This window comes from Pseudomonas sp. URIL14HWK12:I6 (genome assembly GCF_000514195.1).
Taxonomy (GTDB): Bacteria; Pseudomonadota; Gammaproteobacteria; order Pseudomonadales; family Pseudomonadaceae; genus Aquipseudomonas; species Aquipseudomonas putida_A.
On sequence record NZ_AZVL01000001.1, the window covers coordinates 494,137 to 514,195 of the forward strand.

16 protein-coding genes are annotated in these 20,059 nt (G+C 62.4%); 11 read left to right on the forward strand and 5 right to left on the reverse strand.

What is annotated here, in order from left to right; translation table 11 throughout:
* The first annotated feature begins 22 nt into the window (after positions 1-22).
* Both lgt and H043_RS0102270 read left to right on the forward strand, forming a co-directional pair.
* Complete coding sequence (lgt, locus tag H043_RS0102265; RefSeq protein ID WP_027610538.1) at positions 23-838, forward strand: prolipoprotein diacylglyceryl transferase; 816 nt, start codon at positions 23-25, stop codon at positions 836-838.
* A gap of 50 nt (positions 839-888) precedes the next feature.
* Positions 889-1,860, forward strand: coding sequence for a thymidylate synthase (locus H043_RS0102270; protein ID WP_027610539.1), 972 nt, complete (start codon positions 889-891; stop codon positions 1,858-1,860).
* 125 nt (positions 1,861-1,985) lie between these two features.
* Here H043_RS0102270 and cadR read toward each other — a convergent pair whose 3' ends face one another.
* Positions 1,986-2,435: a Cd(II)/Pb(II)-responsive transcriptional regulator gene (gene cadR / locus H043_RS0102275; protein ID WP_008088440.1), complete on the reverse strand. Its 450-nt coding sequence runs from the start codon at positions 2,433-2,435 to the stop codon at positions 1,986-1,988.
* An 84-nt stretch (positions 2,436-2,519) separates the two neighbouring features.
* Here cadR and H043_RS0102280 point away from each other — a divergent pair, with 84 nt between their 5' ends.
* From H043_RS0102280 to H043_RS0102310, 7 genes are all read left to right on the forward strand, one after another.
* Entirely contained in the window at positions 2,520-4,835 is a 2,316-nt protein-coding gene (locus H043_RS0102280) for a heavy metal translocating P-type ATPase (RefSeq protein ID WP_027610540.1), read from the forward strand.
* 16 nt (positions 4,836-4,851) lie between these two features.
* Positions 4,852-5,715 (forward strand): LysR family transcriptional regulator, encoded by an 864-nt coding sequence (locus tag H043_RS0102285; protein WP_027610541.1) that lies wholly within the window; start codon positions 4,852-4,854, stop codon positions 5,713-5,715.
* A gap of 221 nt (positions 5,716-5,936) precedes the next feature.
* A complete protein-coding gene (locus H043_RS0102290; RefSeq protein WP_003229183.1) occupies positions 5,937-7,013 on the forward strand; it encodes a putative 2-aminoethylphosphonate ABC transporter ATP-binding protein in 1,077 nt (358 codons plus the stop codon).
* Positions 7,013-8,737, forward strand: a complete 1,725-nt coding sequence (locus tag H043_RS0102295; protein WP_027610542.1) for a putative 2-aminoethylphosphonate ABC transporter permease subunit — start codon at positions 7,013-7,015, stop codon at positions 8,735-8,737. Before H043_RS0102290 ends, H043_RS0102295 begins: the two co-directional genes overlap by 1 nt.
* 47 nt (positions 8,738-8,784) lie before the next feature.
* Positions 8,785-9,810 carry a putative 2-aminoethylphosphonate ABC transporter substrate-binding protein gene (locus H043_RS0102300; protein ID WP_027610543.1) on the forward strand — a complete coding sequence of 342 codons (1,026 nt, stop codon included), beginning with the start codon at positions 8,785-8,787 and terminating at the stop codon, positions 9,808-9,810.
* Between the two features lie 137 nt (positions 9,811-9,947).
* On the forward strand, positions 9,948-11,081 hold the full coding sequence (locus tag H043_RS0102305; RefSeq protein WP_027610544.1) for a TIGR03364 family FAD-dependent oxidoreductase: 1,134 nt from the start codon (positions 9,948-9,950) through the stop codon (positions 11,079-11,081).
* Positions 11,081-11,638: a phosphonate degradation HD-domain oxygenase gene (locus tag H043_RS0102310; RefSeq protein WP_027610545.1), complete on the forward strand. Its 558-nt coding sequence runs from the start codon at positions 11,081-11,083 to the stop codon at positions 11,636-11,638. The genes H043_RS0102305 and H043_RS0102310 overlap by 1 nt, the downstream gene beginning before the upstream one ends.
* A 113-nt stretch (positions 11,639-11,751) precedes the next feature.
* Here H043_RS0102310 and H043_RS0102315 read toward each other — a convergent pair whose 3' ends face one another.
* Together H043_RS0102315 and H043_RS0102320 are read right to left on the reverse strand one after the other, a co-directional pair.
* Positions 11,752-13,128: a GTPase/DUF3482 domain-containing protein gene (locus H043_RS0102315; protein WP_027610546.1), complete on the reverse strand. Its 1,377-nt coding sequence runs from the start codon at positions 13,126-13,128 to the stop codon at positions 11,752-11,754.
* Positions 13,121-14,494: a DUF2868 domain-containing protein gene (locus H043_RS0102320; protein WP_027610547.1), complete on the reverse strand. Its 1,374-nt coding sequence runs from the start codon at positions 14,492-14,494 to the stop codon at positions 13,121-13,123. The genes H043_RS0102315 and H043_RS0102320 overlap by 8 nt, the downstream gene beginning before the upstream one ends.
* 85 nt (positions 14,495-14,579) lie before the next feature.
* Here H043_RS0102320 and H043_RS0102325 point away from each other — a divergent pair, with 85 nt between their 5' ends.
* Positions 14,580-15,092: a dihydrofolate reductase gene (locus H043_RS0102325; RefSeq protein WP_027610548.1), complete on the forward strand. Its 513-nt coding sequence runs from the start codon at positions 14,580-14,582 to the stop codon at positions 15,090-15,092.
* A gap of 124 nt (positions 15,093-15,216) precedes the next feature.
* Here the strand turns inward: H043_RS0102325 and H043_RS0102330 are convergent, their stop codons facing one another.
* Positions 15,217-16,608, reverse strand: a complete 1,392-nt coding sequence (locus tag H043_RS0102330; protein WP_027610549.1) for an L-cystine transporter — start codon at positions 16,606-16,608, stop codon at positions 15,217-15,219.
* A gap of 241 nt (positions 16,609-16,849) precedes the next feature.
* Here H043_RS0102330 and H043_RS0102335 point away from each other — a divergent pair, with 241 nt between their 5' ends.
* Positions 16,850-17,905, forward strand: a complete 1,056-nt coding sequence (locus H043_RS0102335) for a hypothetical protein (RefSeq protein ID WP_027610550.1) — start codon at positions 16,850-16,852, stop codon at positions 17,903-17,905.
* A gap of 218 nt (positions 17,906-18,123) precedes the next feature.
* Here H043_RS0102335 and ilvD read toward each other — a convergent pair whose 3' ends face one another.
* Positions 18,124-19,965 (reverse strand): dihydroxy-acid dehydratase, encoded by a 1,842-nt coding sequence (ilvD, locus tag H043_RS0102340; protein ID WP_007964170.1) that lies wholly within the window; start codon positions 19,963-19,965, stop codon positions 18,124-18,126.
* Positions 19,966-20,059: the final 94 nt, after the last annotated feature.

Here is a 20,059-nt window from a genome sequence, read left to right on the forward strand (position 1 = left end):
TCAACTCTAACGAGGAGTCGCAATGCTGCCTTACCCGCAGATCGACCCGGTGGCCCTGGCCATCGGTCCGCTGAAAATCCACTGGTACGGCCTGATGTACCTCGTCGGCATCGGCGGCGCATGGCTGCTGGCGTCGAGCCGGCTCAACCGTTTCGACCCGACCTGGACCAAGGAGAAGCTCTCCGATCTGGTGTTCTGGCTGTCGATGGGGGTGATTGTCGGTGGACGTCTGGGTTACGTGCTGTTCTATGACCTGAGCGCCTACATCGCCAACCCGACGCTGATTTTCGAAGTGTGGAAGGGCGGCATGTCGTTCCATGGCGGATTCATCGGGGTGATGCTCGCCGCGCTGTGGTTCGGCAAGCGTAATGGCAAGTCGTTCTTCCAGCTGATGGACTTCGTCGCACCGATGGTGCCGATCGGTCTGGGTGCCGGGCGAATCGGCAACTTCATCAATGCCGAGTTGTGGGGCAAGCCGACCGACGTGCCGTGGGCCATGGTGTTCCCGCCGTTCAGCGATCCGGCGCAACTGCCGCGTCACCCGTCGCAGCTGTATCAATTCGCGCTCGAAGGCGTGGCGCTGTTCCTGATCCTGTGGCTGTTCTCGCGTAAACCGCGCCCGACCATGGCGGTATCCGGCATGTTCGCGCTTTTTTACGGCATTTTCCGTTTCATCGTCGAGTTCGTTCGCGTGCCGGACGCGCAACTGGGCTACCTGGCCTGGAACTGGCTGACCATGGGTCAGGTGCTGTGCGTACCGATGATCGTCGGCGGGCTGTTCCTGATCTGGCTGGCCTATCGTCGTGCGCCGGCAGCGCCGCTCGCGCCGACCGCTTAAACTACGAACCCCGGCGCGCGACGCCGGGGCTCAAAGGACACAGGTAACTCATGAAGCAATATCTCGAACTGGTCTCGCACGTCATTCAGAACGGCACCAAACAGGCCAATCGCACCGGCATCAACACCATCAGCTTCCCGGGTGCGATGCTGCGTTTCGATCTGCAGGAAGGCTTTCCGGCGATCACCACCCGCAAGATGGCCTTCAAATCGGCCATCGGCGAGATGTGCGGTTTTCTGCGTGGCGTGAACAACGCCGCGGAATTCCGTGCGCTGGGCTGCAAGGTCTGGGATCAGAACGCCAACGAAAATGCGCAATGGCTGGCCAACCCGTTCCGTCAGGGCGAGGACGACCTCGGCGAAATCTACGGCGTGCAATGGCGCAAGTGGCCGGCGTACAAGCAGATCCCGCTGAGCAACACCGCCGCCATCGAACAGACACTGAGCAACGGCTACAAGCAGATCGCCCAGGGCGAAGAAGACGGCCAGGCTTACGTGGTGCTGTACAAAGCCATCGATCAGGTGCGCCAGTGCGTCGACACGATCATCAACGACCCGGGCAGCCGCCGCATCCTGTTCCACGGCTGGAACGTCGCCCAGCTCGATGAAATGGCCCTGCCGCCATGCCATCTGCTGTACCAGTTCCACCCGAACGTCGAGACCAAAGAGATCTCCCTGACCCTGTACATCCGCTCCAACGACTTGGGTCTGGGTACGCCGTTCAACCTCACCGAAGGCGCTGCGCTGCTCAGCCTGATCGGGCGCCTGACCGGTTACACGCCGCGCTGGTTCACCTATTTCATCGGTGATGCGCACGTCTACGAGAATCATCTGGACATGCTCAACGAACAGCTCAAGCGCGAGCCGTTCGCCATGCCGAAACTGAAAATCTCCGACCGCGTGCCGGAGTTCGCCAAGACCGGTGTGTACCAGCCGGAGTGGCTGGAGTTGGTAGAACCGAGCGATTTCTCGCTGGAAGGCTATGAGCACCACGCGCCAATGACCGCGCCGATGGCGGTCTAAGCCGTTGCACAAAACCCCTGTGGGAGCGAGCCTGCTCGCGAAGAGGGCGTGTCAGTCATAGAGATGTCGACTGATACACCGCTTTCGCGAGCAGGCTCGCTCCCACATTGGGTTCTGTGTAAGCCTCAGTGGCCGTGACTGCGGCCGACATGCGAATGCTCAACCTCCGTCGCCACAACCCCGCCACTCACCTCCAGCCGCTGCAAGATCCCGCACTGATCCGCCCCCGGCCCTTCGCCACAGCGTTGGCGCAGGTCGAGCAGTTGTGTCTGCAACGCCAGCAACCCGTCAATCCGCGCTTTCACATGCTGGATGTGCTCGTCGATCAGCGTATTGACGCTTTCACACTGATCCTGCGGGCTGTCACGCATCGCCAGCAGGCTGCGGATTTCTTCGAGGGTCATGTCGAGGGTGCGACAGTTGCGGATGAAGGTCAGGCGTTCGGCATGCGCCTGGGTGTAAACGCGGTAGTTACCGTCGCTGCGCGCCGGCTCCGGCAGCAGGTTTTCGCGCTCGTAATAGCGGATGGTTTCCACGGCGCAGTCGGTGAGTTTGGCCAGTTCTCCGATCTTCATGACGGCAATCTCCAAAAGGGTGCTTGACCCTATAGTGGCTACAGGGTCTTAACTTGGCAACAGGCACCTTCATGGACGCGACCAATGAGCGATTCCCAGCACACCCACAAGCCCGACGACGGGCACGATCATAGCCACAGCCATAAATTGCAGCCTGTGCATAAGCACGAACATGGCGGCGATTCCTGCTGCGGGTCGAAAGCCGCAGCACCGGCACCGGTTCATTCGCACGAAGATTCTTGCTGCTCCTCGACAGTCGCCGCGCCTGCGTTGGTGCAACTGAGCGAAAAGACCAGCGCTGACGCCCGCCTGAGCAGTTTCCGCATCGAAGCGATGGACTGCCCGACCGAGCAGACGCTGATCCAGAACAAACTCGGCAAGCTGGCCGGTGTGCAGCAGCTGGAGTTCAACCTGATCAACCGCGTGCTCGGCGTGACCCACAATCTGCGCGACACCGCGCCGATCACCGAGGCGATCACCTCGCTGGGCATGCACGCCGAGCCATTGGAGGCGGGCGTCGAAGCCCCGACCCCGGCACCGGTGAAAAAACACTGGTGGCCCCTGGCGCTGTCCGGTGTCGGCGCGCTGGCGGCCGAAGTGATCCATTTCACCAACGCTGCGCCAACCTGGGTGGTGGCGATCATTGCGCTGCTCTCGATCCTCAGCGGCGGCCTGACCACCTATAAAAAGGGCTGGATCGCCCTGAAAAACCGCAACCTCAACATCAACGCGCTGATGAGCATCGCGGTGACCGGCGCAATCCTCATCGGTCAGTGGCCGGAAGCGGCGATGGTGATGTTCCTGTTCACCGTGGCCGAGTTGATCGAGGCGCGCTCGCTGGATCGTGCGCGCAATGCCATCAGCGGCCTGATGCAGATGACCCCGGAACAGGCCACGGTGCAGCAAGCCGACGGCAACTGGATCGAACAAGAGGTTAAAAGCGTCGAACTCGGCGCCCGTGTGCGGGTAAAACCCGGCGAGCGCATCGCGCTGGACGGTGAAGTGGTCAGCGGCAGTTCGACCATCGATCAGGCGCCGATCACCGGCGAAAGCCTGCCGGTGGAGAAAACCGTGGGCGACAAAGTCTTCGCCGGCACCATCAACCAGGCCGGTTCGCTGGAATACTCGGTGACTGCGGCGGCGAACAACTCGACCCTGGCGCGGATCATCCACGCCGTCGAGCAGGCTCAGGGTGCGCGGGCGCCGACGCAGCGCTTCGTCGATCAGTTCTCGAAAATCTACACCCCGGTGGTGTTCGTGCTGGCGCTGGCGGTTTCGATCATTCCGCCGCTGTTTATGGGCGCGTTGTGGTTCGACTGGATCTACCGTGCGCTGGTGCTGCTGGTGGTGGCGTGTCCCTGTGCACTGGTGATTTCCACCCCGGTGACCATCGTCAGCGGCCTCGCGGCAGCGGCGCGCAAAGGCATTCTGGTCAAGGGTGGCGTGTACCTGGAGGGCGGCTTCAAGCTCGACTATCTGGCGCTGGATAAGACCGGCACGATCACCCACGGCAAACCGGTGCAGACCGATTACCTGTCGCTCGACCCGACCGCCGACGCCAGCGCTCCGGCAATCGCCGCCGCACTGGCCGGGCGCTCCGATCACCCGGTGTCGCTGGCCATCGCCAATGCGGCTGTGGATAAAAACCTCGCCGTGCTGACTGTGGATAACTTCGAAGCGCTGGCCGGTCGTGGCGTGAAGGGACAGGTCAACGGCCAGACCTATCACTTGGGCAACCATCGTCTGGTCGAGGAGCTGGGCCTGTGCTCGCCGCAACTGGAAGAGAAGCTGTTTGCGCTGGAGAAACAGGGCAAATCCGTGGTGTTGCTGCTCGACAGTTCTGGTCCGCTGGCGCTGTTCGCCGTGGCCGACACGGTCAAGGAGTCCAGCCGCGAAGCGATCCGCCAGTTGCACGCGCTGGGCGTGAAAACCATGATGCTCACCGGTGACAACGTGCACACCGCGCAGGCGATTGCCGCGCAGGTCGGCATCGATCAGGCCAAGGGCGACTTGCTGCCAACCGACAAGCTGCAAGCCATCGAAGCGCTTTATGCACAGGGTCATCGGGTGGGCATGGTTGGCGACGGCATCAACGACGCCCCGGCACTGGCCCGCGCCGAGATCGGTTTCGCCATGGCGGCCGCCGGCACCGACACCGCGATTGAAACCGCCGATGTCGCCCTGATGGACGACGATCTGCGCAAAATTCCCGCGTTCATCAGCCTGTCGCGTGACACCGCGAGCATCCTGAAACAGAACATCGCCTTGGCACTGGTGATCAAGGCTATCTTTCTTGGGGTAACCTTCGCCGGACTCGCCACCATGTGGATGGCGGTGTTCGCCGACATGGGCGTGAGCCTGCTGGTGGTGTTCAACGGTTTGCGCCTGCTGCGTAAATAAACGATGAGGGATGGTTGTGCTGAGTGCCGAGCTGAAAGCGTTTTATATGGTCGCCCGCCTGGGCAGCATTACGCTGGCGGCGAAAAAGCTCGGCCTGAGCCAACCCACCGTGACCACGCAGATTCGTAATCTGGAAAGTCAGTATTCGGTGGAGCTGTTCTACCGTGGCGGCCGGCGCCTGAGCGTCAGCGACGAAGGCGCGCGGTTGCTGCCGATGGTCAAGGCGCTGTTGCAGCAAGAGGCGGACATCGAGTTCTTCCTGCGCAACAGCGGTCAGGTGCAGGGCACGCTGCGCATCGCCGCCACCGCGCCGTATTACATCCTCGATCTGGTGAAGACCTTCCGCGAGCGTCTGCCGCAGGTGGAAGTATCGGTGGAGATCGGCAACTCGCAGCAGGTGCTCGAAGCGCTGGAGGATTACCGGGTCGATGTCGCCGCGTCGTCGCAGTTGCTTGAGGATGCGCGGTTGATTCGCCGGGTATTGGGCAGCGATCCACTGGTACTGGCGGTGCATCGCAACCATCCGCTGGCGGCGCAGGAGCATGTGGCGTTGAGTGCGCTGGCCGGGCATACCTTGCTGATGCGCGAGTCGGGTTCGACCACCCGCCGTTTGACCGAGGAGTTGCTGCAAAGCGCTGGGGTCAGTTTCGGGCCGCTGCTGGAAATTGGCAGCCGCGAGTCGATCCGTGAGGCGGTGCTGCGCAATATCGGCATCAGCATCATTGCCCGCCAGGAAGTCCCGCACGATCCGCAATTGCGGGTGCTGACCATCGAGAATGCGCCGCAGATTCCCGAGTATCTGTATTGCCTCAAGGAGCGCAAGGGTGCGCGGTTGCCGGCGGCGTTCCTCGGACTGGCGCAGGAAATGTCCCCGGCCTGAGATCTCCATCTATCTTGCTGGCCTCTTCGCGAGCAGGCTCGCTCCCACATTGGAATGCGTTCCCTGTGGGAGCGAGCCTGCTCGCGAAAGCGTCAGACCAGGCAATACAGAATCTGAACCCAAATCCCCGAATACCACTATCAGCCGTTTTTGCCCTACTGCCACATGACGGACGCATTACAACTCTAGGATTGGCCCCATCAGCTTGATGAGGTCTGTCCATGAATCCTGCAATCGCAACTGCCCTGACCAACCCCGGTGCGCCGATGAAAGTGCGCGGCGTGCAGAAGCGCTTCGGCGCGTTCACCGCACTGGATAACGTCTCCCTCGATGTTGCGGCCGGTGAGCTGGTGTGCCTGCTCGGCCCCTCGGGTTGCGGCAAGACCACGCTGCTGCGCTGCATCGCCGGGCTGGAGAAGCAGGACAGCGGCGAGTTGTACCTCGGCGATCGCGATGTCTCGCACCTTGCGCCGCAGGCCCGGGATTACGGCATTCTGTTCCAGTCCTACGCGCTGTTCCCCAATCTGACCGTCGAAGCGAACATTGCCTACGGCCTCGCCGGCAGCGGTCGCGACGAAGTACGCCGTCGCGTCGGGCAGATGCTGGAACTGGTCGGCCTCACCGGCAGTGAGAAAAAGTACCCGGGCCAGTTGTCCGGCGGCCAGCAACAGCGGGTTGCCCTGGCTCGTGCCCTGGCCCCGGCGCCGTCGCTGCTGTTGCTTGATGAACCGATGTCGGCGCTGGACGCCCGAGTGCGCGAGCATCTGTGCACCGAACTGCGCCAACTGCAGCGCAACCTCGGCATCACCACCCTGATGGTCACCCACAATCAGGACGAAGCCATGCTGATGGCCGACCGCATCGCCGTGATGAACAACGGCCGGGTCGAGCAGTACGCCACCCCGCAGGAAATCTACAACCGCCCGGCCACGCCGTTTGTCGCCGAGTTTGTCGGGCAGGGCAACTGGCTGCCGTTCCAGCGCAGCAGCGCCAGTCACGCCCGGGTTGGCGGGATGGATGTGCGTCTGGCCGATGGTAGCGTCAGCGGCGCCTCGGGCCGACTGTTCTGCCGTCCGGAAGCAATCAGCGTCAATCCGTTGGTGCACGAAGAAAACCTGTTTCCGGCGAAAGTCCGTGAGATCACCTTTCTCGGCAATCGCTGCCGCATGAGCTTCGAACTCGACCAATTGCCGGGCCACGCGCTGCTTGCTGAACTGGCGCCGGAAGCCATGCCACGCCTTGGCGCCCAGCAGATCATGGTCGCCTTGCCACCGCGCAGCCTGCAGGTGTTTGCCTGATGAGCGCGAACATCGCACTGCCGCTACCGCACAAGCAAGCGCGGCGAGTGTCCGGGGCCGAGGTCGGTGACCGGATCTTCGTCCTCGGCGGCAAACTCCTGCTGCTGTTGCTGCTCGGTATCGCCGTGCTGCTGCCGTTGCTGGCGATCTTCTGGCGTGGCTTCAGCAGTGAGGCCGGGCAGGGCGGTGGCTGGCTCGCCGCTAAGGAGTTGGTCAGCAGCGAGAATTTCCACTGGCTGCTCGGCAACAGCCTGAAAGTTTCCCTCAGCGTCGCGGCCATCGTCGTACCGCTGGCCTACCTGTTTGCCTACGCCCTGCAACGCACGATGATTCCGGCCAAGGGCCTCTGGCGCGGAATTTCTCTGCTGCCATTGATGGCGCCGTCGATGCTGCCGGGGATCGCACTGGTCTATCTGTTCGGCAATCAGGGCATGTTGCGCGGGCTGCTCTCGGACAATCTCTACGGGTTCTGGGGCATTGTGCTGGGTGAGGTGATCTACACCTTTCCCCATGCGCTGATGATTCTGCTGTCGGCGCTGTCGCTGGCCGATGCGCGGCTGTTCGATGCGGCGTCGAGCATGGGCGCCAGTCCGGCGAAAGCCTTTCGCAGCATCACCTGGCCGGCGACCCGGCAGGCAGTGTTCGCCGCGTTCTGCTTGGTGTTCACCCTGACCATCACCGATTTCGGTGTGCCAGTGGTGGTCGGCGGCGACTATCAAGTGCTGGCGCTGGAAGCCTACAAAGCCGTGGTCGGTCAGCAACAATTCGGACGCGGGGCGTTGATCGGCATGGTGCTGTTGCTGCCGGCGCTGTTCAGCTTCGGCGTCGATGCCTGGTTGCGTCGGCGTCACGGTGATTCCATGAGCGGCCGCGCCCAGGTGTTCAAACCGGCGCCGTCGAAATTGCGTGATGGCTGCTATCTGGCGATTGTTTTGTTGATCAGCGCGGCGCTGCTGCTGGTGTTCGGCATGGCAGTGTTTTCGTCGCTGGTGAAGTTCTGGCCGTACAACCTGTCGCTGTCGCTCAATCACTACCAGTTCAACGAGACCGCCGGCGGTGGCTGGCTGGCGTACAGCAACAGCTTGAAGATGGCGCTGGGCACGGCGCTGATCGGCAGCGTGCTGATCTTCACTGGCGCTTACCTGATGGAGAAAACCCGCAGCCAACGCGGCCTCAACCTGACGTTGCGCATGCTCAGTTTCGTGCCGATGGCAGTGCCGGGGCTGGTGCTCGGTCTGGGTTACGTCTTCTTCTTCAACCTCAGCGGCAACCCGCTGCACGTGCTGTACGGCACGATGACCCTGCTGATCGTCTGCACCATTGCTCACTATCTGACCACCGCACAAATGACCGCGACCACCGCGCTGCGCCAGCTCGACGCCGAGTTCGAGGCCGCCGCGCTGTCGCTCAAGGCACCGCTGTACCGCCACTACCTGCGCGTCACCGTGCCGATCTGCCTGCCGGCGCTGCTGGACATCATGCGCTACCTGTTCGTCTCGGCGATGACCACGGTGTCGGCGGCGATCTTCCTCTACAGCCCCGACACCATCCTCGCGGCGGTCGCGGTGCTGAACATGGATGACGCCGGCAACGTCGGCGGCGCGGCGGCGATGTCGACCCTGATTCTGTTCACCTCGGCAGGCGTGTCCTTGCTGCTGGCGTGGGCTTCGCGCGGCTTGCTGCGCCGTTCCCAGGCCTGGCGGCAAACCGCGCCCGGTCACTGATTGACGACTTATCCCTACAGCCTCAACTCACCGACAGGAAAACGATCATGTTCAAGCCTATGGCCCTGGCCGCTGCTGTGCTCGCTACTTTCAGCCTGAACGCCTTCGCGGCAAAAACCGAGTTGACGGTGTACACCGCCCTCGAAGCCGAGCAACTGACCGCTTACAAAGCCGCGTTCGAGAAGGCCAACCCGGACGTCGAGATCAAGTGGGTGCGTGATTCCACCGGGATCATCACCGCCAAGTTGCTGGCCGAAAAGGCCCGTCCGCAGGCTGACGCGGTGTGGGGCCTGGCCGCTTCGAGCCTGGCGATCCTCGATCAGCAGGGCATGCTGCAAAGCTACGCACCGAAGGATCTGGGCAAGATCGGCGCGAACTACCGCGATGCTGCCAACCCGCCAGCCTGGGTCGGCATGGACGTGTGGGCCGCGACCATTTGCTTCAACACCGTCGAAGCCGAGAAGCAGGGCCTGAGCAAACCAGTGAGCTGGCAGGATCTGACCAAGCCTGAGTACAAGGGCAAGATCGTCATGCCTAACCCGGCGTCGTCCGGCACCGGTTTCCTCGACGTCAGCGCCTGGCTGCAAACCTTCGGCGAGAAGCAGGGCTGGGCCTACATGGACGGTCTGCACCAGAACATCGGCCAGTATGTTCACTCCGGTTCCAAGCCTTGCAAACTGGCTGCTGCGGGCGAATTCCCGATCGGCATTTCCTTCGAATACCCGGCCGTACAGCTGAAACGCCAGGGCGCGCCGCTGGACATCATCCTGCCGAAAGAAGGCCTGGGCTGGGAGATCGAAGCGACGGCCGTGATCAAAGGCACGCCGCATGAAGAGGCAGCGAAGAAACTCGCGGACTTCTCCGCCAGCGCCGGTGCGATGGATCTGTACAAGGAGAACTTTGCGGTTCTTGCGCAGCCGGGTATCGCCAAGCCACAGACCGAACTGCCGGCCGACTACGAGCAGCGCCTGATCAAGAACGACTTTGCCTGGGCCTCGAAGAATCGCGACGAGATCCTGACCGAATGGCGCAAGCGTTATGACGGCAAGTCCGAGAAAGTCGTTGCCAAGTAAGATCTTTATCGACTGACAGGGCCTCTTCGCGAGCAAGTCCGCTCCCACATTCGACCGAGTTCCACCGGAAGGAATGCGATCAAACTGTGGGAGCGGGCTTGCTCGCGAAGGCGGTCTCCCATTCAGGGAAAATCTCCATGACTCAACACAAAGACCTGCTGATCGTCGGCGCCGGCATCCTCGGCCTGTCCCACGCCTACGCCGCCGCCAAACGCGGCCTCAAGGTCAGCGTTTTCGAACGCACTGCCACGCCCCTCGGCGCTTCGGTGCGCAACTTTGGTCAGGCGCTGGTCACCGGTCAGCCACCGGGGCCGATGCTTGAACTGGCCAAGGCCAGCCGCGAGATCTGGGGTGGCTGGGCGCAACTCGCCGGTCTGCAGATCAAGCGAAACGGCTCGTACCTGTTCGCCCGCAGCGAAGCCGAAGAACACTTGCTCGAAGCTTTCTGCAACGGCCGCGCCGTGGAGCACGGGTACAACGTCGCCTTGCTGCGTGGCGCTGCCCTGCGTGATCTGTACCACGGTCAGTTCAGTCATCACCGCGCGGCGTTGCACGGCCTGGACGATCAACAGCTGTACTCGCGCGAAGCGATTCCGGCGTTGATCGACTATCTGCGCCGCGACCTCGGCGTCGAGTTTCACTTCAATACGCTGGTGCGCGACGTCGAACCGGCGCGCCTGCACAGCACCGCCGGCAGCTTCACGGCGAAGCAGATCATCGTCTGCTCCGGCCACGATTATCAGACCCTGCTGGCCGAGCCGATTGCCGCGCTCGACCCGCAGATATGCCGCCTGCAAATGCTCCGCGCCAAACCGCAGATCGAGCTGAATCTGCAACACGCCTTGCTCACCGGTTTGAGCTGCGTGCACTACGGCGCCTTCGCCGATTTGCCAGAAGCGGCGGCGGTGCAGGCGCAGATCCTGCGCGAACAACCGCACCTGCACGACAACGGCATTCACCTGCTGATCAGTCCGACGCCGTATGGCGAGCTGATCATCGGCGACTCGCACCATTACGGCAGCGATCCGTCGCCGTTCAACGCCGAGCAAGTGGACAACTGGATGCTCGAACTGGCCGAGCACACGCTGGGCTGCAAGGTGCAAGTGGTCGAGCGCTGGCAGGGCGTCTACGGTGCCCGTGGGCCGGGGCCGTTTTCGTTGCTGCGCCCGGCCCCGGGGCTGAGTGTGGCGTTGATGCACACCGGTGTCGGCATGAGCGTCGGCCCGGCACTGGCCGAGCGCAATGTCGCGCAGTGGCTGGAGGAAATGTGATGGCGGGGCATGCGCAAGTCGTTGACCGGGTGTTTGCGCTGTATGAACGCTTTGGTGCTAGTGATTACATCGGCGAGCCGGTGTCGCAGATCGAGCACATGTCCCAAGCTGCTGAACTGGCGATCGCCGAAGGCTTTGATGATGAAGTGGTGCTGGCAGCGTTCTTCCATGACATCGGTCATTTGTGTGCCGAAGGTGCCGAGAGCATGGGCGGTTATGGCGTGGTCAGCCATGAGCGATTGGGTGCGGACTACTTGCGTGAGGCGGGTTTTAGTGAGCGTATGGCCCGACTGGTGGAATATCACGTGCAGGCCAAACGTTATCTGACGCTGCGTGAGCCGGGGTATTTCGAGCGCTTGAGTGAAGCGAGTCGCCGCACGCTGGAGTATCAGGGCGGGGTGATGAGCGAGGCTGAGGCGGATGTGTTTGAGCGGGATCCGTTGTGTGCCGTCAGCTTGCGCATGCGCCAGTGGGACGAGCTGGCCAAGGAGAGGGCGGTGCCGGTGATTGACCTTCAGGTGTTGAAGGAGAAAGCGGCGCGGCTGCTGGCTGCGTAATCCATGTCACCGAGTCGCGCCATTCGCGAGCAGGCTCGCTCCCACAGGGTTTTGTGTTCTGACCACGATCCAATGTGGGAGCGAGCCTGCTCGCGAAGAGGCCAGATCAGGCGCTACAAATCTGCAGCCAGAAACTCAATCTGCTCCTGCCGCTCCGCCTGATTCAACTTCGCATGCGGATTGAGCGAAGACCACTGCGGATGCGCCCGCGCCTTGCTCAGCGCATCCGGCAACTTGCCTTCGCGCCAGGTCTTGTCCTGCGGGGTGGCGACCTGAACCGCCTCCATCGCCGCATGCCCGCGCTGATCCAGCGCCAGCAACAGTTGGCGCTGACGCAACGCCAGCAGCCGCAACACCCCGTCATCCACGGTCAACTCCCGCTGGCCCCTGATCTTGCCGAGCAGGCGGCTGCCATAACTGCGCGCGGTTTGCAGTGCACCACCGGCAATCGCACCGGCCAATGCCGCCGCACCGAGGGTAATGCCGCCGACCAGCAGATCCACGCCAGCCCCGGCAGCGGCACCGGCCGCAATCCCGCCGCCCACCCGCACGCCGAGTTGCTTCAGGGTTTCCGGGTTGAACAGATCATCGCCCCAACGCCCATCGAGCAACGGCAGATCACTGGCCGCCGCATCTTGCGGGCGAAACGCATAGAGCTTGAGCAATGCTTCGACGCATTTCTGTTCACGCTGGCGCACGGCTTTGCGCAGTTCGCTGATCGCTTGCTGTTCCTGCTCAGCCTCGCTGACCACACTGCGTCGGCACGCGGCGCAGTCGATCAGCAATTCGGCGATCAAACGCGCCGCACTTTGTTGGCGGGCGAGGCGCTGGGCCTGTTGATCGGCGATCAAGCGCTCCAGTTGCGGACGGGCGTTTTCCAGCAACAGCGCAAGGCTTTCGTACAGGCGCCGCTCGCCATCTTCCGGCGGCGCAACGCTGTCGAAGCGCACCAGCGCATGCAGGCCGAGCCGCGCCAACGCTTCGCGCCAGTCCGGTTCGCGATGGTTGGCGCTGCTGACGAAATTCAGCACCGGCAGCAGTGGTTTGCCGCAACTGGCCAGCACTTCGAGTTCGTCACGATACTTGGCCAGCACCGGTTCGCGGGCGTCGATCACATACAGACCGGCGTCGGACGCGAGTAGCTGTCGCAGGACTTTCGCCTCCTGTTCGAAACGCTGACGTGCTTCGCTGCCGTCGAGAAACCGCGCCAGTCGCGCCGGGCCGTCGAGACGTTCGCCGGGGCGCTCCAGACGCTCAAGGAAATCCAGCAGGGCGATGGCGTCTTCCAGCCCCGGCGTGTCGTAGAGATCGAGCAACGGCTCGCCGTCCACCGACAACCGCGCACCCTCGACATGTCGAGTGGTGCTCGGCCGGTGCGAGACTTCGCCGAAGCCGACGTCGCGGGTCAGGGTGCGCAGCAGCGAAGTCTTGCCGACGTTGGTGTGGCCGACCACCGCGAGTTTCAGCGGCGCTTTCCGGGCATCAGTCATGACCGCTCTCCAGCCAGTTCATCGGCGCGCAATCGGCGAACGGCAACTCCAGTTGTTGCAGCGCAACGTGCCAGTCGCCGAGACGGGCACTGTCCAGCGCTTCGCCGGACGGTGCTTGCAGCAGCCAGACCCGGGTGGCGCTGGCGTTGCGCGCCAGTTCGGCGATCAGCGCGAGGCTGCCGCGATCCGGCGAGCGCCGAGGATCGCAGGCGATCAGCAGGCGCGCCGGAGGGAAACGGCTGAGCTGTTCGAGCAGTTTGTGCCGTGATTCGCGGCTGTCGAGAATCCCGGCGTTGCTCACGGTTTTCGGCAGGGCTGGTGGCCACGGGCGATGATCGTCGAGTTCGATGGCGACCAGCAAAGCGCCGTCGCTGGCGTGTTCGCTGACGCTGCTTTCGACCCGATGCAACTGCGCAGGCGCGGCGTCGTTGATGCCGAGGCGTTCGCTGGTCGGCATCAGCCGTTCACGCAACTGGGCGTAACCGGGCAGGTTCAAGTCCAGGGTCAGCGCGGCTTTGCCGTGACTCCAGCGCCAGAAACACAACAGCGCCAGCAGCAGACGCGGCAGTACGCCGTAGACCACCAGCACGCCGACCAGCCAGGTTGCCCAAGCCTGTCGCGCGCTTTCGATATCCAGCGCTGCGCCGCCGCTGGCGCGGATCATCTCCACGGTCGGCACGTTGAAGCCAAGCAGCGCCGGCAGCGCGCCGAGGGCTTGAGTCAGGTTGATGAAGGTGTCGGCGCCGAGAATGGTGGTTTCCCAGACGAAGCCGTAGCGCCGGGTCGCCATCAGTGTCAGCAGCAACAGCAGGGCGCTGAGCATCGCCAGCAACCACAGACCGTTGACCAATGTGCCGAGCGCCCAGCGATTGAGTTTTTTGCGTTGCAGCATCAGCAGCAGGGCCGGCGCGAGTTGCGCGGCTTTGGCATCGCGAGCGAGTTTTTCGCTGAGCCACAGCCACAAGCGCCCGAGGGTGGCGCCGTGTTCTCCGGCAAAGATCAGCCCCAGTGCCCAGCTCAGTAGCAGAATCAGGTTCAATCCGAGCAGGCTGCCCAAGGCCCAGAACACATTCACCGGTGACTGGCTCAGTGCGGCGAAGGCCAGACCGGCGCCGCTCAGCAGCGCGAAAATCACCAGCAGCACCAGCGCCAGACGCGCGCCTTGCAGCCAGTGCTTGAGTGCTGCGCTCAGCCCGTCGCGCTCGGCCAGCCACACGGCGCGGCGCTGAATACGGCCCGGCAGATCGCCGCCGGCCGCGCGGGCCAGTCGATTGGCTTCCAGATCTTCCAGGGGGCCTGCGTGTTCTTCGCGCAGGCGGATGGTTTCAGTCAGCCAGAGGTTTTGCAGTGGAGTCAGTTCAGTCACGCGCCATTCCGTTGCTCGATTGAGCAGTGAGCATAACCGCTGTGGCGCTTATCGGGTCAAGCGAGGCTCTGGTATCCTCGCCGGCATGACTAAATCACTCCCCCTCAGCCTGATCGCAGCCCTCGGTGAAAACCGCGTGATCGGCGTCGACAACAGCATGCCCTGGCACCTGCCGGGGGACTTCAAATACTTCAAGGCCACGACCCTCGGCAAGCCGATCATCATGGGCCGTAAGACCTGGGACTCCCTCGGCCGTCCGCTGCCGGGCCGCTTGAACATCGTGGTCAGCCGTCAGCCGGATCTGCTGCTGGAAGGGGCGGAGGTGTATCCGTCGCTGGAAGCCGCGGTGGTTCGCGCCGAGGAATGGGCGAAAGCGCAGGGTGTCGATGAGTTGATGCTGATTGGCGGCGCGCAGTTGTATGCGCAAGGGCTGGCGCAGGCCGATCGTCTGTATCTGACCCGAGTGGCGCTGAGCCCGGAAGGCGATGCGTGGTTTCCGGAGTTCGATCTGAACCAGTGGAAGCTGGTGTCGAACGTGTCGAATCCGGCTGAGGTCGATAAGCCCGCGTACAACTTCGAAGTCTGGGAAAAGGCTTGAATTGTGGTGAGGGGATTTAGCGAAACGTCGCACCGCCCCGATGGGTCGCGCAGCGACCCCGTGCTTTGGGGCTGCTACGCAGCCCATCGGGGATAAATCCCCTCGCCACAAGACTGTGTTGCTGTCAGGCCTGAGCCAGCTCCGCATGCTCATCCGCATCCAGCAGTGCTTTATCGGTCTGCTGCATCACTTGGCTGGTAATCGCACCGGCGGTGATCGAACCACTTACGTTCAACGCCGTACGACCCATGTCGATCAGCGGCTCAACCGAAATCAGCAGCGCCACCAGTGACACCGGCAAGCCCATCGCCGGCAGCACGATCAGTGCCGCGAACGTCGCGCCGCCACCGACCCCGGCCACACCGGCCGAGCTCAGAGTGACAATCGCCACCAGTGTCGCGATCCACAGCGGATCCAGCGGGTTGATGCCGACCGTTGGCGCAACCATCACCGCCAACATCGCCGGGTACAGACCGGCGCAACCGTTCTGGCCGATGGTCGCACCGAACGAGGCGGCGAAACTGGCGATCGACTGCGGAATGCCCAGACGACGGGTCTGCGCTTCGATGCTCAACGGAATGCTCGCCGCGCTGGAGCGGCTGGTGAACGCGAACGTCAGCACCGGCCAGATCTTGCGGAAGAAGCGCAGCGGGTTGATCCCGGCCGCCGACACCAGCAGGCCATGCACCACAAACATCAGGCCCAGGCCGATGTACGAGACCACGACGAAACTGCCGAGCTTGATGATGTCCTGCAGGTTGGAACCGGCGACCACTTTGGTCATCAGCGCCAGCACGCCGTACGGGGTCAGCTTCATCACCAGACGCACCAGACGCATCACCCAGGCTTGCAGGGTGTCGATGGCGTTGATCACTTTCTGACCTTTCTCGGCATCATCCTTGAGCAGTTGCAGCGCCGCGACCCCGAGGAACGCGGCGAAGATCACCACGCTGATGATCGAGGTCGGCTTGGCGCGGGCCAGGTCGGCGAACGGGTTCTGCGGAATGAACGACAGCAGCAGCTGCGGCACATTCAGGTCGGCGACCTTGCCGGCGTAGTCGGTCTGGATGGTTTGCAGGCGGGCCATTTCCTGCGTGCCGGCGACCAGGCCTTCGGCGGTGAGGCCGAACAGGTTGGTCAGGCCGATACCGATCAGCGCCGCAATCGCGGTGGTGAACAGCAGGGTGCCGATGGTCAGGAAGCTGATCTTGCCCAGCGACGATGCGTTGTGCAGACGCGCAACCGCGCTGAGGATCGAAGCGAACACCAGCGGGATCACGATCATTTGCAGCAACTGCACGTAGCCGTTGCCGACCAGATCGAACCAACCGATCGAGGCTTTCAGTACCGGGTTGCCGGCACCGTAAACGGTGTGAAGGGCAACACCGAAGGCTACGCCCAGCACCAGCGCGAGCAGGACTTTTTTCGCCAGGCTCCAGGTGGTGTGGCGGGTTTGCGCCAGACCGAAGAGCAGGGCGAGGAACACCAGCAGATTGAGGATCAGCGGCAGATTCATGAAGACTCCGATAAGACTTGTGCCAGTCGCATTCTTGGGCAACTGCGAACCGGCAAGCCTAACAGTTTGATTTCCAATGAATTAATACCGAAATCGCAGGTTGTCCGTCGTTTTTGGAATAAGCGCTTGTCGCTCTCGGCAATGCAACTGGCGTTGAGGAGACGTAAGCGGTCGCTGACAGACGAGGACTGTCACACTTATTTGTTAGCGTCGATGTCTTTCAGTCAGGGAGAAAACGCCGATGAAGTTCGCACCGAAAATGCTCGCTGTGGTTCTTGGATTGGGCTTGGCCGCTCACGCATTCGCCACCGACCTGAAGCACTGGCCGGCGGATCAGGCCAAGGCACTCGACGCGATGATCGCGGCCAACGCCAACAAGGGTAACTACGCGGTGTTCGACATGGACAACACCAGCTACCGATACGACCTTGAAGAGTCTTTGCTGCCGTTCATGGAAAACAAGGGCCTGATCACCCGCGACAAACTCGACCCCTCGCTGAAACTGATGCCGTTCAAGGACACCGCCGACCATAAGGAAAGCCTGTTCAGTTACTACTATCGCCTGTGCGAAGTCGACGACATGGTCTGCTACCCGTGGGTAGCGCAGGTGTTCTCCGGCTTCACTCTCAAGGAACTCAAGGGCTACGTCGATGAGCTGATGGCGTCGGGCAAACCGGTGCCGGCCACTTACTACGAAGGCGACGTAGTGAAGAACATCGATGTGCAGCCGCCGAAAGTCTTCACCGGCCAGGCCGAGCTGTACAACAAGCTGATGGAGAACGGCATCGAGGTTTACGTGATGACCGCCGCCTCCGAAGAACTGGTGCGCATGGTCGCGGCCGATCCGAAGTACGGTTACAACGTCAAACCGCAGAACGTGATCGGCGTGACCACGTTGCTGAAGAACCGCGAAACCGGCGAGCTGACGACCGCACGCAAGCAGATTACCGCCGGCAAGTATGACGAGAAGGCCAACCTCGGCCTCGAACTGACCCCGTACCTGTGGACCCCGGCAACCTGGATGGCCGGCAAACACGCGGCGATTCTGACTTATATCGACGAGTGGAAAAAACCGGTTCTGGTCGGTGGCGACACCCCAACCAGTGATGGCTACATGCTGTTCCACGATGTCGACGTGGCCAAGGGCGGTATTCACTTGTGGATCAACCGCAAGGACAAGTACATGACCCAGCTCAACGGCATGATGGCCAAGCACGCGGCAGCGCAGGCCAAGGAAGGTTTGTCGGTGACGGCGGACAAGAACTGGGTGATCGTTAAACCCGAGGAAATCCAGTAAGCCCACAATCCTTGTGGGAGCGCAGATTCTGGATGCACTGACAGCCCCCTGTGGGAGCGGGCTTGCTCGCGAAGAGGGAGTGTCAGGCGAGAGATTTTTTGACCGGTAGACCGCTTTCGCGAGCAAGCCCGCTCCCACAGTTTTGATCTTCATTGTTTTTGGATCAGGCAAAAAAATGCCCCGCACTTGGCGGGGCATTTTTATTCGGCGGCTAAAACTTACAGCCCGTCGAGCATCGCCTTGTTACGCACCGCACCCTTGTCGGCGCTGGTCGCCAGCAGGGCGTAGGCCTTCAGGGCGGTGGTCACTTTGCGTGGACGCTGCTCGACCGGTTTCCAGCCTTTCTTGTCCTGTTCGACCCGGCGTGCAGCCAGTTCTTCATCGCTGACCAACAGGTTGATCGAGCGGTTCGGGATGTCGATCAGCACTTTGTCGCCGTCCTGCACCAGACCGATCGCGCCACCGGCCGCAGCCTCTGGCGAAGCGTGGCCGATCGACAGGCCGGAAGTACCGCCAGAGAAACGACCGTCGGTGAGCAACGCACAGGCTTTGCCCAGACCTTTGGACTTCAGGTACGAGGTCGGGTAGAGCATTTCCTGCATGCCCGGGCCGCCTTTCGGGCCTTCGTAGCGAATGATGACGATGTCGCCTTCCTTCACTTCGTCGGCGAGGATGCCGCGCACCGCGCTGTCCTGGCTTTCGAAGATCTTCGCGTTGCCTTCGAAGACGTGGATCGACTCGTCGACGCCGGCGGTTTTCACCACGCAGCCGTCGAGAGCGATGTTGCCGTACAGCACGGCCAGGCCGCCTTCTTTCGAATAGGCGTGTTCGAAGCTGCGGATACAGCCGTTTTCACGGTCGTCATCCAGGGTTTCCCAACGGGTCGACTGGCTGAACGCGGTCTGGGTCGGGATGCCCGCCGGGCCGGCCTTGAAGAAGTGATGCACGGCTTCGTCAGTGGTCTGGGTGATGTCCCACTTGGCGATGGCTTCTTCCATGCTGCGGCTGTGCACGGTCGGCAGGTCGGTGTGCAGCAGGCCGCCACGGGCCAGGGAACCGAGGATGCTGAAGATGCCGCCGGCGCGGTGCACGTCTTCCATGTGGTACTTCTGGATATTCGGCGCGACCTTGCACAGTTGCGGCACGCTGCGCGAGAGACGGTCGATGTCGCGCAGATCGAAATCGATCTCGGCTTCCTGGGCGGCAGCCAGCAAGTGCAGGATGGTGTTGGTCGAACCGCCCATGGCGATGTCGAGCATCATCGCGTTCTCGAACGCCTTGAAGTTGGCGATGTTGCGCGGCAGCACGGATTCGTCGTTTTCGCCGTAGTAACGCTTGCACAGCTCGACGATGGTGCGGCCGGCCTGCAGGAACAACTGCTCGCGGTCGCTGTGGGTCGCGAGGGTCGAACCGTTGCCCGGCAATGCCAGGCCCAGGGCTTCAGTCAGGCAGTTCATCGAGTTGGCGGTGAACATGCCGGAGCATGAACCGCAGGTCGGGCAGGCGCTGCGCTCGTACTCGGCAACCTTCTCGTCAGAAGCGCTGGAGTCGGCGGCGATCACCATGGCGTCGACGAGGTCGAGGCCGTGGGAAGCGAGTTTGGTCTTGCCGGCTTCCATCGGGCCGCCGGAAACGAAGATCACCGGAATGTTCAGGCGCAAAGCGGCCATCAACATGCCCGGGGTGATCTTGTCGCAGTTGGAGATGCAGACGATGGCGTCGGCGCAGTGGGCGTTGACCATGTATTCGACAGAGTCGGCGATGATCTCGCGGCTCGGCAGCGAATAGAGCATGCCGTCGTGACCCATGGCGATGCCGTCATCCACGGCGATGGTGTTGAATTCTTTCGCTACGCCACCGGCGCGTTCGATTTCCCGGGCAACCAGTTGACCGAGGTCTTTGAGGTGCACGTGGCCCGGCACGAACTGGGTGAAGGAGTTGGCAATGGCGATGATCGGCTTCTTGAAGTCGTCATCTTTCATCCCGGTGGCGCGCCACAGTGCGCGGGCGCCGGCCATGTTGCGGCCGTGGGTGGATGTTTTCGAGCGGTAATCTGGCATGGAGCACTCCGGGCGGCTAATCAGGTATCAAAAGGGAGTGAGCTTCTATTGACGTCTGGAACACTCAGAAATGGCCGTGTGTCCTGGATGTTGC

Excerpts from the sequence above, each read along its gene's own strand:
- cadR (WP_008088440.1), bottom strand. The coding sequence starts at position 2,435 with ATGAAGATCGGAGAACTGGCCAAACTCACCGACTGCGCCGTGGAAACC.
- H043_RS0102310 (WP_027610545.1), top strand. The coding sequence starts at position 11,081 with ATGGCGGGGCATGCGCAAGTCGTTGACCGGGTGTTTGCGCTGTATGAA.
- H043_RS0102305 (WP_027610544.1), top strand. The coding sequence starts at position 9,948 with ATGACTCAACACAAAGACCTGCTGATCGTCGGCGCCGGCATCCTCGGC.
- H043_RS0102270 (WP_027610539.1), top strand. The coding sequence starts at position 889 with ATGAAGCAATATCTCGAACTGGTCTCGCACGTCATTCAGAACGGCACC.
- H043_RS0102280 (WP_027610540.1), top strand. The coding sequence starts at position 2,520 with ATGAGCGATTCCCAGCACACCCACAAGCCCGACGACGGGCACGATCAT.
- H043_RS0102335 (WP_027610550.1), top strand. The coding sequence starts at position 16,850 with ATGAAGTTCGCACCGAAAATGCTCGCTGTGGTTCTTGGATTGGGCTTG.
- H043_RS0102290 (WP_003229183.1), top strand. The coding sequence starts at position 5,937 with ATGAATCCTGCAATCGCAACTGCCCTGACCAACCCCGGTGCGCCGATG.
- ilvD (WP_007964170.1), bottom strand. The coding sequence starts at position 19,965 with ATGCCAGATTACCGCTCGAAAACATCCACCCACGGCCGCAACATGGCC.
- H043_RS0102300 (WP_027610543.1), top strand. The coding sequence starts at position 8,785 with ATGTTCAAGCCTATGGCCCTGGCCGCTGCTGTGCTCGCTACTTTCAGC.
- H043_RS0102315 (WP_027610546.1), bottom strand. The coding sequence starts at position 13,128 with ATGACTGATGCCCGGAAAGCGCCGCTGAAACTCGCGGTGGTCGGCCAC.
- lgt (WP_027610538.1), top strand. The coding sequence starts at position 23 with ATGCTGCCTTACCCGCAGATCGACCCGGTGGCCCTGGCCATCGGTCCG.
- H043_RS0102295 (WP_027610542.1), top strand. The coding sequence starts at position 7,013 with ATGAGCGCGAACATCGCACTGCCGCTACCGCACAAGCAAGCGCGGCGA.
- H043_RS0102325 (WP_027610548.1), top strand. The coding sequence starts at position 14,580 with ATGACTAAATCACTCCCCCTCAGCCTGATCGCAGCCCTCGGTGAAAAC.
- H043_RS0102330 (WP_027610549.1), bottom strand. The coding sequence starts at position 16,608 with ATGAATCTGCCGCTGATCCTCAATCTGCTGGTGTTCCTCGCCCTGCTC.